This window comes from Reichenbachiella sp. MALMAid0571 (assembly GCF_040151475.1).
Lineage (GTDB): Bacteria > Bacteroidota > Bacteroidia > Cytophagales > Cyclobacteriaceae > CAXBNB01.
This window is the reverse complement of the sequence record NZ_JBDKWG010000067.1, coordinates 1-16,352: the sequence shown is the minus strand read 5'-3', so window position 1 is coordinate 16,352 and position 16,352 is coordinate 1. Positions and strand designations below refer to the sequence as shown.

General features: G+C 38.3%; 16 protein-coding genes. 9 read left to right on the top strand and 7 right to left on the bottom strand.

What is annotated here, in order from left to right:
- Positions 1–300: transposase family protein (locus AAOP42_RS01030; protein ID WP_349526590.1), on the top strand; the 300-nt coding region annotated here is incomplete at its 5' end.
- Positions 301–595: 295 nt separating this feature from the next.
- On the top strand, positions 596–2,758 hold the full coding sequence (locus tag AAOP42_RS01025) for a S9 family peptidase (protein ID WP_349526589.1): 2,163 nt from the start codon (positions 596–598) through the stop codon (positions 2,756–2,758).
- Positions 2,759–2,968: 210 nt separating this feature from the next.
- On the opposite strand, the gene AAOP42_RS01020 is transcribed toward AAOP42_RS01025, so the two are convergent.
- Positions 2,969–3,151 (bottom strand): hypothetical protein, encoded by a 183-nt coding sequence (locus tag AAOP42_RS01020; protein WP_349526588.1) that lies wholly within the window; start codon positions 3,149–3,151, stop codon positions 2,969–2,971.
- A gap of 449 nt (positions 3,152–3,600) precedes the next feature.
- Here AAOP42_RS01020 and AAOP42_RS01015 point away from each other — a divergent pair, with 449 nt between their 5' ends.
- Positions 3,601–4,479 carry a diacylglycerol/lipid kinase family protein gene (locus AAOP42_RS01015; protein WP_349526587.1) on the top strand — a complete coding sequence of 293 codons (879 nt, stop codon included), beginning with the start codon at positions 3,601–3,603 and terminating at the stop codon, positions 4,477–4,479.
- A gap of 18 nt (positions 4,480–4,497) precedes the next feature.
- On the opposite strand, the gene AAOP42_RS01010 is transcribed toward AAOP42_RS01015, so the two are convergent.
- Positions 4,498–5,277, bottom strand: coding sequence for a hypothetical protein (locus AAOP42_RS01010; protein WP_349526586.1), 780 nt, complete (start codon positions 5,275–5,277; stop codon positions 4,498–4,500).
- A gap of 137 nt (positions 5,278–5,414) precedes the next feature.
- On the opposite strand from AAOP42_RS01010, the gene asnB reads away from it, so the two are divergent.
- Positions 5,415–7,193: an asparagine synthase B gene (gene asnB, locus AAOP42_RS01005; protein WP_349526585.1), complete on the top strand. Its 1,779-nt coding sequence runs from the start codon at positions 5,415–5,417 to the stop codon at positions 7,191–7,193.
- A 94-nt stretch (positions 7,194–7,287) separates the two neighbouring features.
- Here the strand turns inward: asnB and AAOP42_RS01000 are convergent, their stop codons facing one another.
- The 4 genes from AAOP42_RS01000 to clpB form a co-directional block, all read right to left on the bottom strand.
- Positions 7,288–7,602 (bottom strand): hypothetical protein, encoded by a 315-nt coding sequence (locus AAOP42_RS01000; RefSeq protein WP_349526584.1) that lies wholly within the window; start codon positions 7,600–7,602, stop codon positions 7,288–7,290.
- Positions 7,603–7,746: 144 nt separating this feature from the next.
- Positions 7,747–8,421 carry a LytR/AlgR family response regulator transcription factor gene (locus AAOP42_RS00995; protein ID WP_349526583.1) on the bottom strand — a complete coding sequence of 225 codons (675 nt, stop codon included), beginning with the start codon at positions 8,419–8,421 and terminating at the stop codon, positions 7,747–7,749.
- On the bottom strand, positions 8,393–9,487 hold the full coding sequence (locus AAOP42_RS00990; protein ID WP_349526582.1) for a sensor histidine kinase: 1,095 nt from the start codon (positions 9,485–9,487) through the stop codon (positions 8,393–8,395). Before AAOP42_RS00990 ends, AAOP42_RS00995 begins: the two co-directional genes overlap by 29 nt.
- Positions 9,488–9,683: 196 nt before the next feature.
- Positions 9,684–12,302 (bottom strand): ATP-dependent chaperone ClpB, encoded by a 2,619-nt coding sequence (clpB, locus tag AAOP42_RS00985; protein WP_349526581.1) that lies wholly within the window; start codon positions 12,300–12,302, stop codon positions 9,684–9,686.
- Positions 12,303–12,546: 244 nt separating this feature from the next.
- Here clpB and AAOP42_RS00980 point away from each other — a divergent pair, with 244 nt between their 5' ends.
- The 3 genes from AAOP42_RS00980 (at position 12,547) to AAOP42_RS00970 (ending at position 14,294) form a co-directional block, all read left to right on the top strand.
- Entirely contained in the window at positions 12,547–12,744 is a 198-nt protein-coding gene (locus tag AAOP42_RS00980; RefSeq protein ID WP_349526580.1) for a hypothetical protein, read from the top strand.
- Between the two features lie 118 nt (positions 12,745–12,862).
- Positions 12,863–13,015 (top strand): type II toxin-antitoxin system RelE family toxin, encoded by a 153-nt coding sequence (locus tag AAOP42_RS00975; RefSeq protein WP_349526579.1) that lies wholly within the window; start codon positions 12,863–12,865, stop codon positions 13,013–13,015.
- A 163-nt stretch (positions 13,016–13,178) separates the two neighbouring features.
- On the top strand, positions 13,179–14,294 hold the full coding sequence (locus AAOP42_RS00970) for a TRAP transporter substrate-binding protein (RefSeq protein ID WP_349526578.1): 1,116 nt from the start codon (positions 13,179–13,181) through the stop codon (positions 14,292–14,294).
- A 1-nt stretch (position 14,295) separates the two neighbouring features.
- Here AAOP42_RS00970 and AAOP42_RS00965 read toward each other — a convergent pair whose 3' ends face one another.
- A complete protein-coding gene (locus AAOP42_RS00965; RefSeq protein ID WP_349526577.1) occupies positions 14,296–14,730 on the bottom strand; it encodes a hypothetical protein in 435 nt (144 codons plus the stop codon).
- A 225-nt stretch (positions 14,731–14,955) separates the two neighbouring features.
- On the opposite strand from AAOP42_RS00965, the gene AAOP42_RS00960 reads away from it, so the two are divergent.
- On the top strand, positions 14,956–15,666 hold the full coding sequence (locus AAOP42_RS00960; RefSeq protein ID WP_349526576.1) for a tetratricopeptide repeat protein: 711 nt from the start codon (positions 14,956–14,958) through the stop codon (positions 15,664–15,666).
- Between the two features lie 47 nt (positions 15,667–15,713).
- The gene (locus AAOP42_RS00955; RefSeq protein ID WP_349526575.1) at positions 15,714–16,172 is read left to right on the top strand and encodes an SRPBCC domain-containing protein; all 459 of its coding nucleotides are present in this window, start codon (positions 15,714–15,716) and stop codon (positions 16,170–16,172) included.
- The last annotated feature ends 180 nt before the right edge of the window (positions 16,173–16,352 follow it).

Genomic DNA, 16,352 nt, shown 5'->3' with positions numbered 1-16,352 from the left:
GATCATAACCTATTGGCAGACTTAGGTTTTGCAGGGATAGAAAAGAATTGTCCAAATGCAATCTTGCCATTTAAGAAGCCTCACAACAAAGAGTTAACCCAATTACAAAAGCAGGTTAATAAAGCCATTGGATCAGCAAGGATAAAGGTGGAGCATGCTTTTAGCGGGGTGAAAAGGCTCAAGATCATTCGAAATAAAATCAGGCTCAAAACTTATCAGGTCAGGGATCGGGTATTCAAAATTGCTGCTGCTCTGCACAATCTTAGGCTTTGCTACAGAGCTATACAAAACCAACCGTGATAAGGTTTATTAATTTGAAAGATTTTTTTACTCCCTGATAAAAGGAACCAATATTCTCCTTCTTGGATACTTGTAGAAACGCTTTATTTTGCAAACCTTTTTTCCGAATTTGCAGGTAAACATCCCAATAGTCTAGATTCCCATTTTCATTATACGCAAAAAAATCTGTCTTTAAATTTCCCACTTAAAAGGAAATTCAACCAGTGTTAAACGATAATTTCTATTTGGAATAATTGAAACAGATGACATAATTCTATTCTCATATATTTGCAAAAAGTATTAAACTATAGAATCTATGAGAAGCACTCTAATCCTACTTATTACTTTCGTTAGTCTTTTGGCGAATGCCCAAAAGCAAATCGCCATAGAAGACATTTATAACGGTACTTTTGCTGAGGAAAATCTGGGCAGCCTCAACTGGATGAATGACGGGCAATATTATACTGCCCTCATTTCAAATCAGGTTGTTAAGTTTGATGTCACCACCGGAAAAGAAGTAGCAGTACTCGCAAACGGAAACTCGCTCAATATCAGCATCAATGATTATTACTTTAGTGATGATGAAACAAAAATCATTTTCCTGACCGAAAGAAAAGGCATCTACAGGCGATCATATACTGGAGAATATTACATCTATACTTTTGCAAACAAGGAGCTAAAAAAGGTATCTGAAAATGGGAGGCAATCTTATGTGACGTTTTCACCTGACAATACCAAAGTGGCTTTTGTAAGAGACAACAACCTCTTCTATGTTGACTTGAAAACCAAAAAGGAATACGCTGTAACAGAAGATGGGATAGTTGGAAAAATCATTAACGGAAGTTCGGATTGGGTATATGAAGAAGAACTGAAACTAACCAAGGCATTTGAGTGGTCACCTGATGGAAAAAAGATCGCATTCCTGCGATTTGATGAATCGGAAGTAAAAGAATACAACTTGCAATATTGGGATCAGGGTGCGAAATACCCGAGAGACTATCGATACAAATACCCCAAAACAGGAGAGAAAAACTCAGTGGTAACTGTCCACATTTTTGATATAGGTACTTCTAAGACCCTGAAGGTTGATTTAGGAAAAGACACTGATGTTTACATCCCAAAAATCCAATGGACAAAAAATCCAAACCTGCTCTCAATCATGCAACTGACCAGACTACAGGACAAACTTAATGTCTATCATGCCGATGCGGCAACAGGAAAGGCACTGTTGATTTTTTATGAAAAGGCCAAAAAATACCTTGATGTATATGAAAGCCATGACCTAATCTACCTCAACAACAAAACTCAGTTTATCTTTTCTTCTCCCGAACGTGATGGATTCAATCATTTTTACCTCCACAACATGGACGGCCAACATATCGGCTCAATAACAAAAGGAAATTGGGAAGTAGATGAGTTTATAGGCTTGGATCAAAGCAAAAAAACTCCGGTAATTTATTATACCTCCACCGAAGACTCTCCTTTGGAGCGTCACATTTACAAAATAGATATTAATGGAAAAGGAAAAACCAAGTTGAGCGTATCTCCCGGCACAAACTCGATGGACATCAGTAAGGATTTCAAGTATTATATGTTATTCAACGACTCATCCACCAAGCCCAGAAGTATCGCCCTGATGTCATCCAAAGGAAATAAACTAATAGACACCTTGGTCAACAATGCGGACCAAATCGAAACGGCTAAAGAGTTTGGAATAAGACCAAAGGAATTTTTTACCTTCGAAACTGTTGACCACACGGTACTCAACGGCTACTTTCTCAAGCCAGCAGAGTTTGACAGCACCAAGCAATACCCGGTATTGATTTTCCAATACAGTGGGCCCGGCTCTCAAAATGTGCTGAACACATGGAGTGGCAGCAATTATTACTGGCATCAAATGCTGGTACAAAAAGGATATGTGATCGCTGTGATCGACCCACGGGGCACAGGGGGAAGGGGTGATGCTTTCAAAAAACAGACTTTCAGACAAATGGGAAATCTGGAAACCATCGACCTGATAGAAGGAGCAAAATACCTCGGTTCACTTCCGTTTTTTGACAAAGACAGAATCGGAATCTGGGGATGGAGCTATGGTGGCTATGCGTCTTCAGTAGCCATGATGCGTGGCGCAGGCGTTTTCAAAGCATGTATTTCTGTCGCTCCATTTTCATGGGAGCATTACGACACGGTCTATTCCGAACGGTACATGCAAAGACCCGAAGACAATCCTAGCGGATACGAAGACAATTCATTGCTGAAGCACGCACACAAGCTGCAAGGCAACTACCTGCTCGTACATGGCACAGGTGATGACAATGTGCATTATCAGGTGTCTATGAATCTGGTGAACAAACTGGTAGAAGAAGGCAAACAATTTCAAACATTCTACTATCCGGACAAAGCCCACGGCATAGGAGGACTTAAAACCCGCATTCATTTATTCACCATGATGACAGAGTTTTTGGAGAAAAATCTGTAGGGTACTGTTAAGGAAGAGTGAAAATCTGGCGGATAAAAACTTCTAGCTGCCTTTGCAGGTCTTGTGACCTGCAAACATTCAATGTGCATTACTTTTCGTAGTTGAAGAACTATCGTTTGTGGTTTGTTGGACACAAGTCCAACAAAGGCTAATTTTGAGCGATGTATTCCGCAATGGCTATTAGGTCGTGTTTGGTTTGAGGTGTCCAGTTCAGTTTAACCATCCAGGAAGTTCTTTGGAAAGTTCTTCATCAGAAATTACATCATCATTTTTTGACTGTTCCAACCCGTTTTCGATCTTCTGAATCAAAAGCAGTTCATCTATGATTTCATCCATTGAAAACTCAGATGGGAGTTTGTTGATTGCGTGTATAACTTTCGCTTTTGTTAGCATATTCAAATATATAGCAAATTAGTGTTTTGTCCAATGCCAACCTATGACTCATTGGCACTCATATTTACGTACCCTATCCTTTTTAAATCTGCTGAATTGGATGGGTAATTGAAAACAGAATCGGTTTTTAGGCTGCCTTTGCAGGTCTTGTGACCTGCAAACATCAAACGTCTCTGACCTTATTCCAGTGAAAAATTTGTCACTTGTGGTTTGTTGGTCACAAGTCCAACAAAGGCTAGAAAATAACTAATTCTTTTTCATAACCCTAACAACCAATCTTAGAGCCTGTACTTTACATACCTTATCTTTTTAAAACTACTAAATAGGATGGATAATCGAAAACAGAATCAGTTTTCAGAGAAAACTGTAAACTCAGATAAAATCTCTACCTGATGCTAAGACTAAGCAAGGATTTTTTATTTTACATAGAAAAATAAATAGCAAAATACTTGAAACGAAAGGCTCTGGTTGTTTACAACCCTGCATCCGGAAGGCTAAAATCCGAAAAGATATTAGAAAAACTAATTCCTGAATTGCGTAAATCAGGAATTGCTTATCACTTGCTGGAAACACAAGCTGGAGAAAGCACTCCTGCCTCCATTGATTTTAAAATAGACCAAACCTTTACCGATGTAATAGCAGTGGGCGGTGATGGCACTTTAAATCATACCCTGAATGGCATCAAAAATTACAATGTCGTTTTCAACATTATTTCGGCAGGATCAGGTAACGATTTTGTCAAAAACATCAATATTGGCCGCACAATAGACGATCAAATCAAAACCATCATTGATGGATCAGTCATGAGGGTTGATGTAGGACAATGCAATGAACAGTTGTTTCTCAATGGTGTAGGATTGGGTTTTGACGGGCAAATCGTCTCGGATATGCTACACAAAAAATCATGGCTCAAAGGGCACCTGAAGTACTATTATCACGTGCTGAAAATACTGGCAACTTTCAAAACCATTCCTCTTAAGTATGGCATACATGGGCGACAATACGATAAACACACATTATTACTGGTAGCTGCCAATGGCACAACCTTTGGCGGTGGGTTCAAACTCACCCCTGATGCCCGGATTTCAGATGGATTTTTAGATGTCTGCTCAATAGGAAATATTTCACCTATCAATCGGTTTCTCAATATTCACAAACTAAGTAAAGGTACTCATAGAAGCATGGAGCAAGTCCATTTTGATAAAATCAAATCAATAAGGATTGAAGGGAATCCACTAATTGTAGGTCACATAGATGGAGAATTTCTCGGATCACCTCCTTTTGATATCAAGGTGCTTCCGGGCTTTTTAAAATTAAGGGTGAAGTGAATAAACGTCTATAGCAGTCTATTCTTCCAAAATATCTGTCAATAGCTTTAACAAATCCTCTTTGCCCTGCAGGTTGTTTTTTAGAATATTGGAAAGATAGCCTGGCACGTCATCTCCATTTTCTTTTCTTTTCTTGAGGTCTTCAAGTATTTCCAGCAACTCTTTGTTGGAAGACAAATCAGCATCAGATTTCACGCCGGATATCAGCTCATCAATTTTCGATGTATCAGGGATGTAAACTATTTCCTCCACAATATCCCCGGGTTTGGCTGTGTAGTCCTGCGGAACACAAGCGTTGTATTCATCAATGATCTCAGTTAAATCCTTCTTGTTTAATTCTCCGTTTTCAATTTTAATACTCACACTTTTACAATCTTCCAAAAACTCAGCAAGTTGTTTTTTGAAACCTAAATTGGGCACAACTTTTTGTCGTCCATCTTTGGTAATAAGTATGGAACCCTGAAACATCTGAGCCGATTGTTGGTCGCTTGGTGAGTATCGGTATAGGCTCAAAAAGCCCTCTTGGATCAGTTTTATAAATTGATACTTTCCTTCAATTTTTGCTACATGGTAAGTATCGCCATTTTTATAAAGATGAGAAATTTTATATGATGGATATTGTTCTTTCTTTTTTCCTGCTTTCACCACAAGACTGTGACCTGATAGCGGATTATCAATAATATTCATCTTCCCTTTGATGGTATCCGCTTGCATAGATACTGCATAGTCTTTATCCTGAGAATAAGCCGATGACACAAAGCAAATCAGCATTAAAAAAGAGCCTGTAAATTTTTTCATGGGTCTAAAATAGCGAATGTATTGAATTAAAAGAAGAACCATATAACTCAATACATTGATGTTTAGGCTTTTTTGTTAAAAATTAGAACAGTTAATTTTAATTTTATTAAAAATCATCTAATAATTATGCCAATCTATTGAATGAAGTAAAGAAATTCTTTTCGAATAAAAAATTTGGAAGTTACTTTGCCAACTGTTTTGAAAAAGGGCAGGTTGTAAACAAACTAAAACTAAAAGCAACATATACTATGTGTGGAATTGTGGGAGTATTTGATTTGAAAAGTGATTCTCAGGAACTGCGTCCTCAAGTACTCGAAATGTCGAAGAAAATACGTCACAGAGGGCCGGATTGGTCTGGAATATTTTGTGGTGACAAAGCTATTTTGGCTCATGAAAGGTTAACAATTGTAGATCCAAGCTCTGGTGGTCAGCCACTATACAGCAAAGACGGACAGCTGGTTTTAGCTGCCAATGGAGAGATTTACAATCACCAGGATTTGAGAAAAGAACTTAATGGCGATTACGAATTCCAAACTCAGTCAGATTGTGAAGTCATTCTTGCGCTTTACAACAAATTTGGTGTTGATTTTATAGATAAAATGAACGGTATCTTTGCTTTCGCATTATACGATCAAAACAATGATACTTACCTGATCGCAAGAGATCACATGGGTATCATTCCATTGTATATGGGATGGGACGATGCAGGCAGTTTCTATGTAGCTTCAGAATTAAAAGCTTTAGAAGGTGTTTGTACCAAAATTGAGGAGTTTCCTCCAGGGCAATATTTGTATAGCCCCAATGGTGAACTCAAAACCTGGTACTCTAGAGAGTGGACAAGTTATGATACTGTAAAAGACAATGTTTCGGACATAGCTAAATTGCGCAAGGCACTTGAAGATGCTGTTCATAGACAATTGATGTCAGACGTACCTTATGGAGTATTGCTGTCTGGTGGACTAGACTCTTCTATTGTTTCTGCGGTTGCTAAAAAATATGCAGCCCTTCGTGTAGAAACCCAAGACTCAAAAGAAGCATGGTGGCCTCAACTCCACTCATTTGCCGTTGGTTTGGAAGGATCTCCCGATTTGGCAGCAGCTCAGAAGGTAGCGGATCATATTGGCACTGTTCATCACCAAATTTTATTCTCTATTCAGGAAGGGTTAGATGCTATTAAGGATGTAATCTATCATCTTGAAACTTATGACGTGACGACCATACGGGCATCTACTCCCATGTATTTGCTGGCAAGGGTGATCAAGTCCATGGGCATCAAAATGGTGTTGTCTGGTGAAGGTGCTGATGAGATTTTTGGAGGGTATTTGTATTTCCACAAAGCACCTAATGCCAAAGAATTTCATGAAGAAACAATCAGAAAGCTCGACAAACTTCATTTGTATGATTGTCTGAGAGCAAATAAATCCTTGGCTGCCTGGGGAATAGAAGGCAGAGTGCCATTCCTTGATAAGGAATTTATGGATGTAGCCATGACTCTGAATCCAGAAGACAAAATGGCCAAAGACGGCAAAATGGAGAAGTGGATCTTGAGAAAGGCATTTGAAGATTACTTGCCGGAAAGTGTTGCCTGGAGACAGAAAGAACAATTTTCTGACGGTGTAGGATACAACTGGATAGATACTTTAAAAGAAGTAGTAGCAGAAGCAGTTTCCGATGAGGAACTAGCCAACGCTGCAAATAGATACACAGTAAATCCTCCGCAAAACAAAGAGGAGTATTACTACCGTACCATTTTTGAAGGGCATTTTCCTTCGGAATCTGCTGCTAAAACAGTGCCTTCGGTGAAGTCTGTGGCATGTAGCACAGCTGAAGCTTTGGCATGGGATGCATCATTCCAAAACATGAATGATCCATCAGGACGAGCTGTCAAAACTGTCCATGCGGATAGTTATAAATAAATAGACATAAAACGAATAATTGATGCCTCATCGGAAGTTTCCGATGAGGCATTTTTTCTTTCTACTCTTTATTATTTATTGGAGAAATGCAGTACTATTTCTTTTCGGTCAGGTACGCTTCTTTTTTAATCCCTGCATTGTAAGCTGCCAAATTCTTGTTGAGCTTTCTAATGTCTCGTTTATTGAGTTTTATAAATTTCTTTTCGATTCTCTTCTCCAATACCAATTCATCGTTCTCTCCATAATACCTCACTATGGTGTAAGACTTGTCTTTGATATTATTTTCAATAGTCCAGTATTTTGCTACTTTTAGTTCTTGAGCATTTGTCCATGAAATGGTTATCGGATTTAAGAACCAGAAGAACATCAGGAGAAATAAACATGTGGAAGATTTTTTTGTGCTATTCATGATTTTATACTTTAAATGACAGATTAATTTGAAAGTATAAACCTCTGCATGGTGGTAAAATATTTGCTTTACCTGTAAACAACATGAACCTCACCACATACAGCAATAATTGGATTTCTTATGCGACTGGCGTCAATCTTTGATTTAGCCCAGAATTGACATTACTTTTTCTTTATAACTTCTCCCTATAGGCAACTCCTCCGAGCCAAGTTCCAAGTACGATGAATTGAAAGAAATAATTTTGGATAGGTTAACTATAAATGAACGATGAATCCTTAGGAACAAATCTGACGGTAACTGTTCTGCAAAATTTGAGATATGCTGATAACATATAAGACTTCTTTCTGATGTGTTTACCTTGATATAATCTTTGAAGCTTTCGATGTACTCGATATCATCAAACGATACTCTAAAAGTTTTGCTCTCAGACTTTATATTGATATAACCTGAAGTCATAGATTTGAGTTCTATTACCTTATTTACCGCCTGCAAAAACCTTTGAAACGAAAAAGGTTTAACCAAATAATCAACGCCTTTATGTTCGTAGCTTTCTACGGCAAACTCTCTAAAGGCTGTAGTGAAAATCAGCTTAGGAGCATTTGACGATTTTAATATTTCGGCAAATTCAAGTCCATTCAGCAGTGGCATCTGAATATCCAAAAACACCAAATCGACAGAATTTTTTGATAAAAAATCAATCGCTTCAATCGGTTTTCGAAAACTCATTTTGAGTTGCAATTGACTTATTTTGGAAACAAAGTTTTCGACCAACTCCAGTGCCAAAGGCTCATCATCTACTGCTATACAACTTATTTTCATGCATCTCCTGATTTAAATTCTTTAGGTCTATAGTCACTTCAACCTTGAAAGATTGGACACCATTGTCTATTTTCATCTTATGCCCATTTGGGTATAAAATAGCCAATCGCCTTTTTGCATTGACCAATCCAATACCACCATTTTTGTCCTCCTCAATTCGAGTTCCCGATGGTTTGGTATTCAATACTGTAAAATACAGTTTATCACCCCTCACATCGAATGAAATTTCTATGAAATTAATTGATTCACCTTTGGCTACTCCATGTTTAAAGGCATTTTCTATAAAAGGAAGAAATAATAATGGCGGAATATCCAACTCTCCTAAATCCTCAGAAACTGAAATCGTTACTTTAATAAAATCACCATATCGTAACTTCTCAAGTTCGACGTAGTTTTCAATAAACTTCAATTCCTTGCTAAACTTTACGGTTTGATTCACAGTATCGTAAATCATATATGACATTAAATCCGACAACATCAAAACCACCTGAGGTGCATGTCCAGACTTTTTAATAGTCAGAGAATAGAGGTTGTTCAGTGTATTAAAAAAGAAGTGAGGGTTTATTTGTGACTTAAGAAACTGTAACTCAGCTTCCAGTTTTTCTTTTAGAAGGTTAGAATTAACCTGAGCATTTTCAAAAGCTTCTTTTACCACTTTAATTACAAAAGTTACAAACAGAATTGAATTGATGTGCCCCATAGTACTAAAAAACTTCCATCGGGAAAAGATCTGTTCGTAAGACAGCTCAGCATAAATTCCAAGATTTACACAAAACCATATAATATATAATTGCAAATAAGATGCTACACAGATTGTAATGACTAAAGTCAATAAGAAGTAGAAGTACCTTTTAGTATTGAAAAAATGTGGCTTAAGAAAAAAAAGGACAAAGTAAACAATACCAATTTTCAAAATAATTTCCAGAGCCTGTACATAAGCTACATTTTCAAAAGTATTTTTGATATCTCCATAGAGAAGTACTCTATAGATATAATAGCATAACCAAAAAAGAAGGTGGTAGTAAACCCGATTGTGTACGTTGAGAAAGTGAAATAAGCGACCCATATTTTTTCTTATTACTCACTAATACGAAAATAAATAATATTGTCTCTACATTCTACCTGAATTCACCTACTTATGACATTCTATAACGATTGGTTTTGGAGTGGTCTCAAAATGAAAAATAAGCACGATTAAAGTTTTGGGCACAAAAAAAGTCCCCTCAGAACCACCCGAGGGGACAAACTCAAAACATAACCAACTAACCTATTATCTCTACGTCATCGAGGTTAATAAACTCGATTTCGTTATTGTCATTCAATGTGATGCCGACTACAGCATCTTTGTTGATTCTTCCTGCAAGAATTTCTTTCGACAATTCATTGAGGATCAATCGTTGCATTATTCGCTTCAATGGCCGGGCTCCAAACTGTGGATCGTACCCCTGCTGACCGAGATAATCCAGCACTTGATTGCTTGATTCAATTTTTATGCCAGACTCTTCTAATCGCTTCTGAATTATTTTAAACTGAATGCCAACAATCTTTCTGATGTTCTCTCTGGTCAGTGGTCGGAACATAATTGTTTCATCCACACGGTTGAGAAACTCGGGCCTCATTGATTTTTTCAATAACTCAAATACTTCATTTTTGGTATTTTCAATGACTTCATCCACATTCTTGTCATCCAAATGATCAAATCGTTCCTGAATCAATCCAGACCCAATATTGGTAGTCATGATGATGATGGTATTTTTAAAGTTTGCGATTCGGCCTTTATTATCGGTCAATCGTCCATCATCCAATACCTGCAACAAAATATTGAATACATCAGGGTGAGCCTTTTCAATTTCATCCAGCAGGATAACAGAATATGGCTTTCTCCTCACTGCCTCCGTCAATTGTCCTCCTTCGTCATAGCCGACATATCCCGGAGGTGCACCTATCAGCCTGCTTACAGCATGTCGCTCCTGGTACTCCGACATGTCTATTCTCACCATAGAGTTTTCATCGTTGAAAAGGTAGTCTGCCAAAGCCTTAGCCAACTCCGTTTTACCAACACCAGTTGTACCCAGGAAGATAAACGAGCCTATCGGCCTCTTAGGATCTTGCAGCCCTGCCCTGCTTCTTCGTACAGCATCAGCCACCGCACCAATTGCCTCTTCTTGTCCGGCAATTTTTTGACCAAGCACATTCTCCAGGTTGAGTAATTTTTCCACATCACTTTGGAGCATCTTAGAAACAGGTATTCCTGTCCATTTAGCCACTACTTCTGTAATGTCTTCCACATCTACTTCTTCCTTCAGGAGCGTGCTTTCTCCCTGCATTTCCTTCAGTTTGGCTTTAAATTCATCCAGCCTTTTTTCACTTTCAGTGATTTTACCATATCGGATTTCGGCTACTTTGCCAAAGTCTCCTGCCCGCTCAGCCTGTTCAGCCTCCGTTTTATATTTTTCAATATTTTCCTTTTCCTGTTGGATACCCTGGATCACAGCTTTTTCATTTTTCCACTTGGCCATCAGGTCATCCCTTTTTCCAGACAACTCAGAAATCTCTTTAGAAAGCTGAGTTTCTTTGCTTTTGTTTTTCTCCCTACGGATGGCCTCCCTTTCTATTTCCAACTGCATAATTTTTCTCTGCAACTCATCCAGCTCCTGAGGAAGTGAGTCGATTTCAATCCTGATTTTAGAAGCCGCTTCGTCCATCAGGTCAATAGCCTTGTCAGGTAAAAATCGATCAGTAATGTATCTGTTAGACAACTCCACAGCAGCAATTACTGCATCGTCTTTTATCCTCACCCCATGGTGCACCTCATATTTTTCTTTGATTCCACGAAGTATGGAAATAGCATCCTGAACATCAGGTTCATCGACTAGCACGGCCTGAAACCTTCTTTCAAGTGCTTTGTCCTTTTCAATATGCTTTTGGTATTCTTTTAAGGTAGTTGCTCCGATAGCATGCAGCTCACCACGAGCCAATGCAGGTTTCAATAAGTTGGCAGCATCCATAGCTCCTTCTCCTCCACCGGCACCAATCAGTGTATGGATTTCATCTATAAAAAGTATGATTTCCCCGTTGGAATCCGTCACTTCTTTGATTACCGACTTCAATCTTTCTTCAAATTCCCCTTTGTATTTCGCTCCTGCCACCAACAGACCCATGTCCAGCGAAATGAGAATTTTAGATTTAAGATTTTCCGGAACGTCACCATCTATTATACGCTGAGCCATTCCTTCCACAATAGCAGTTTTTCCCACACCGGGTTCACCTACCAACATAGGGTTGTTTTTTGTCCTTCTTGACAAAATCTGAAGTACCCTTCTGATTTCTTCATCTCTGCCAATAACCGGGTCTATTTTTCCGCTTTTGGCTTTTTCATTAAGGTTGATGGAATATCTCTCCAGCGACCTGTATTTTGATTCTGCATTTTGATCTTTCACGGTATTACCTCCTCTCAATTCTTTGATGGCATCTTCTAAATCTTTTTTGTTGAGTCCAAGCTCTTTTAACAATCCGGCAGTTTTGTCTTTTCCTTCCAGCAGTCCAATTAGCAAATGCTCAACAGCTACAAACTCGTCTCCATATTTTTTGATTGCCGCTTCTGCCTTTTGAAGAACAGCAGCAGCGTCATTGGATAAATAAGGCTGTTGCGCACCAGACACCTTTGGGTAGGAGTCTATGATAACATCTACTTTAGCCTCTATGGATTCTTTGTTGATGGAGAGTTTTTTAAGGAGAAAACCAATGACATTTTCATCGGTTTTAAGAATTGCTTTCAACAAATGCCCCGGCTCAATGGCTTGCTGACCACTAGTCCCGGCTATCTCTGTTGCCTTATTCAAAACCTCCTGCGATTTGATTGTATATATGTTAAAATTCATCTTTTTGTTGTTTTGGTTCAATGTACTAAAAGCTTCTTATCAAATAGTTAGCCAATGCTTAAACAACTCTATTACAAGACATTATGTCAATTTTTAGTTGCAGTTTTTTTGAAAAAAAGACAGATTGACCGATTTTTCATCTTTTTTATATCCAAGCCTGCAACATTGACGGAGATTGGTAAAAACCAATGCTGGTCAATAGCCGTGATTAGTATCTTTTAATCCGATTTTATATATTTACGGTATGAGTTCAATAGTAATTAATCCAAAAAATGAGGAAGAATTGAAATTCGTTTCTGAATTACTTCAAAAGTTGGGAGTGGCATCAAAAGTACTCTCCGATGAAGAGCTAGAGGACTTAGGCTTATCAATGCTCATGAAAGACGTAGATCGTTCTGAGGTAGTTTTAGAAGATGAAATACTGAGCAAACTTCAAGTTTGATAAATGCACATCAAATTTCTCAAGAAGTTCTGCAAGGACTTGGATAAGATCAAACAACCAAAAGACAAAAAAGTCATCCTCCAATTGATTCAAACCATTCGGAAATGCAACTCTATTGATGATATTTCCAAATATCAAGAAACTGGTAGGTTTTTCCGATGCTTATAGAATTCGCTCCGGTAATATTAGAATTGGTGTTTTTGTAGATGGCGATACCATAGAGTTTGCCAGGATTGCTCATCGAAAAAATATTTACAATATTTTCCCTTAGCACACCAATTCTGTTTTTCAATCTTTCTCTTCCTGAATTATAGAGATCTTAGATGCAATAATATCACTGAGATTATTTCGTCCAATGCTTTAGCTCCAAAAAACTGACATTTTAGATTCACACGAATTTCGATTAATTTGCCTTTACAACTTTCAACACATACATGAAGGACATCAAAAGAAGAGGGTTTCTGAAAAAAGGAAGCATGGCCGTACTGGCAGGAGGAGCAGGGATCATAGCTTCTTGTAGCAACAAAGAGAAGATCGAATCGGTTGGGGTGAACTTCAACAAGACGTACAAATGGAAAATGGTGACGACATGGCCGCCCAATTTTCCAGTACTGGGAGAGGGCTGTAAGCTGGCTGCCAAATGGATTGAAGTGATGTCTGGCGGAAGGATGGAAGTAGAGGTTTACGGAGGTGGTGAACTGATCCCATCGTTGGAAGTATTCGATGCTGTGAGTAGCGGTGCGGTAGAAATGGGTAGCAGCTCGGGCTATTACTGGGCAGGCAAAATCCCTGCCGCTCAATTTTTCTCTTCTGTGCCATTTGGGATGAATGCACAGCAAATGAATGCCTGGGTGATCAATGCAGGTGGCAACAAACTTTGGAATGAAATCTATGAACCTTTTAACCTGATAGCCCTACCAGGAGGCAATACAGGCGTACAAGCCGGTGGTTGGTTTAACCGTAAAATCAACGCTATGGAAGATCTGAAAGGGTTAAAAATGCGAATCCCCGGACTTGGTGCCAAAGTGCTGAAAAAAGCCGGAGGGACACCAATGCTCGTAGCTGGAGGAGAACTCTTTACTAATCTGGAACGTGGCGTCATTGATGCCACAGAATGGATCAGCCCGTACCACGATTATAAAATGGGCTTTCACAAAGTGGCGAAATACTATTACTACCCCGGCTGGCATGAGCCTGGCACTATCCTGGAAATGATCTTCAACAAGGACAAATTACAAAACCTGCCAACCGACCTTCAGGAAATTGTGAAGACAGCTACCTACCGCCTCAACCAATGGATGCTGACAGAGTTTGAAGCAAAAAACAGCCTGTATCTATCTAAACTCGTGGATGAAGAAAAGGTTGATATTAGACGTTTCCCGGATGAAGTAATGGGACATCTTAAAGATTTGTCCAAAGAGGTGATTCAGGAACTGATTGATACCGATTCTCTAAGTAAAAAAGTGTTTGAGCATTTCAACTCCTTCCGTCAAAAAATGGTGCCTTGGTCCAACATGAGCGAAAAAGTGTACTACGAGGCTTTTAATTAATTTAGATTTCTACCCGGCTCAAAATATTGCCCTGAGAATCACACTCGGTTTCGAACAGGTGTTTTTCCTTACGAAATGTGATTTTAAACCTCGGGTCGTTGTGATACTCATCCACCAGTACATCTACTACCGAATAACCACTTGCATCTTTTAAGATGTTTTTCACCACATGCTTTGGCAATTCTGAAAATTTTGTGATCTTAAATTGCTTCAAAACCTCTCCATTTGGCTTGAAGAAGGTATCAGCAGAATAATTGCTGTCCATAAACCGGGCTTCATAAATTCCCCTTTGGACATACCAACTGATATTGTAAGCATTGGGATACAGCCTGAAAAATTTGCCATGAACTACTTTTGGCACACTCTCACCCAATAAAGACACTCTCTTCACTGGAAGCCCTAACGACGAAAGAAACCAAAACCAAAACCTTTTCATACTTGTACCAGTTATGCGAGCTCAATTAACCACTCTATTCTGAATAAAATCTGTAGAGCAATCAGAGGTACAGACTACACCTCAATTGAACCCCACAACTTTGAGGCATCCATTTTCAATTACCATTCGGTTTGCCTACTTTTAAGAAAAGTATAAGGCAAGTATTATATTACCACTATGGTGTATATCTCAAATTTAGCGGCCATTACTGAAGAAAATTAAATAATGACTCCAAGAGGAAGAAATAGAGAATTCTTGTCTAAGGATATAATTCTTAAAATTCATAATGAACTAAAAGACGCTGATTCAGCAACGAGAATAAATACATTCCTAAACTATGTTGAAACGGTAAAGCAAGATTTCGATGAAATATTTGTAGAAATTGAAGTAGCAAAACAACTAGGACTCATCCATTTTGAGAACAAGGAATATTTAGTAGCCTTGCCATATTTTGAGAAAGTCGATGAAATCAAAAAACGAGAAGGAAAACAATCTGACCACCTAAATTCGCTCCTATTAATAAGAACGAACAGACTTTTGAAAAGATATGAACAATCATTTTACTGGTTCAATCGGACTTTAGAATCGATAAACGACACAGATTCAGCATTTTGTTTACTAGACATTATGGGCGATTATGTTGATTTATGTCAAGATGCTAATATCTCATTTGACAGCAAGCACGACCTTTTAGTCAATAAAATTATTCAAGAATTGGGAATCACTAAAAAGGAAACCAACTTTATTAAACAAATACATCACATAAGAGAAAGAAACAGGTATTGGAATATTGAACTTGGTAAGATCCTTATACAGAAGGTAAGTGATACTGAAAAAGTAAATCTCTTCAAAAATTACATAGCCAAATGTGAAATTAAATGGTACAGAGATTATGTGTTGGAAATGTTAAAGAGACCAAATGAAAACAGCCGCTAATAACGGCTATAAAGCACAGAAACAAAAATTTAAATAATGCATAAATCATGAAAAAACTACAATTCAAGAAAGACATTGACACATCGGCTGAGAAGACTTACAATACTATGCTTGGTATTGGCAATATTGAAACATACGAGCAATGGACATCCGAATTTAATCCAACCTCAACTTATGAAGGAAGCTGGAAAAAGGGGGCAAAAATATACTTTATCGGAACGGATGAAAATGGTAAACGGGGCGGAATGGTATCTGAAATTGCGGACAACATACCATTCCGGTTTGTTTCCATTCGCCATTACGGAATTTTAGACGGTGAAAATGAAATTACCGAAGGTGCTGAAGTTGAAAAATGGGCAGGTGGATTGGAAAATTACTCTTTTGAAGAAAACAACGGAGTGACAACCGTAACAGTAGATTTAGATGCAATGGAAGACTACATTGATTTTTTCAACAAGACTTATCCAAAGGCTTTGAATAAGCTCAAAGAAATTGCGGAAAAATAGTGCAAAGACTACACACTCAATACAGCAAAAACAACGACACGCCAATAACTAAGCATTCGTGCGGCCGATAGGCCAAGCATGAATGTAGTGTTGAACGAACCGTAGTTGGTATTTGGCAGATAGTCTTATGGGTTTTTCGGTCTGTGGATTTGGTTGACCTGTAGATTTAAGTAGGTCTTT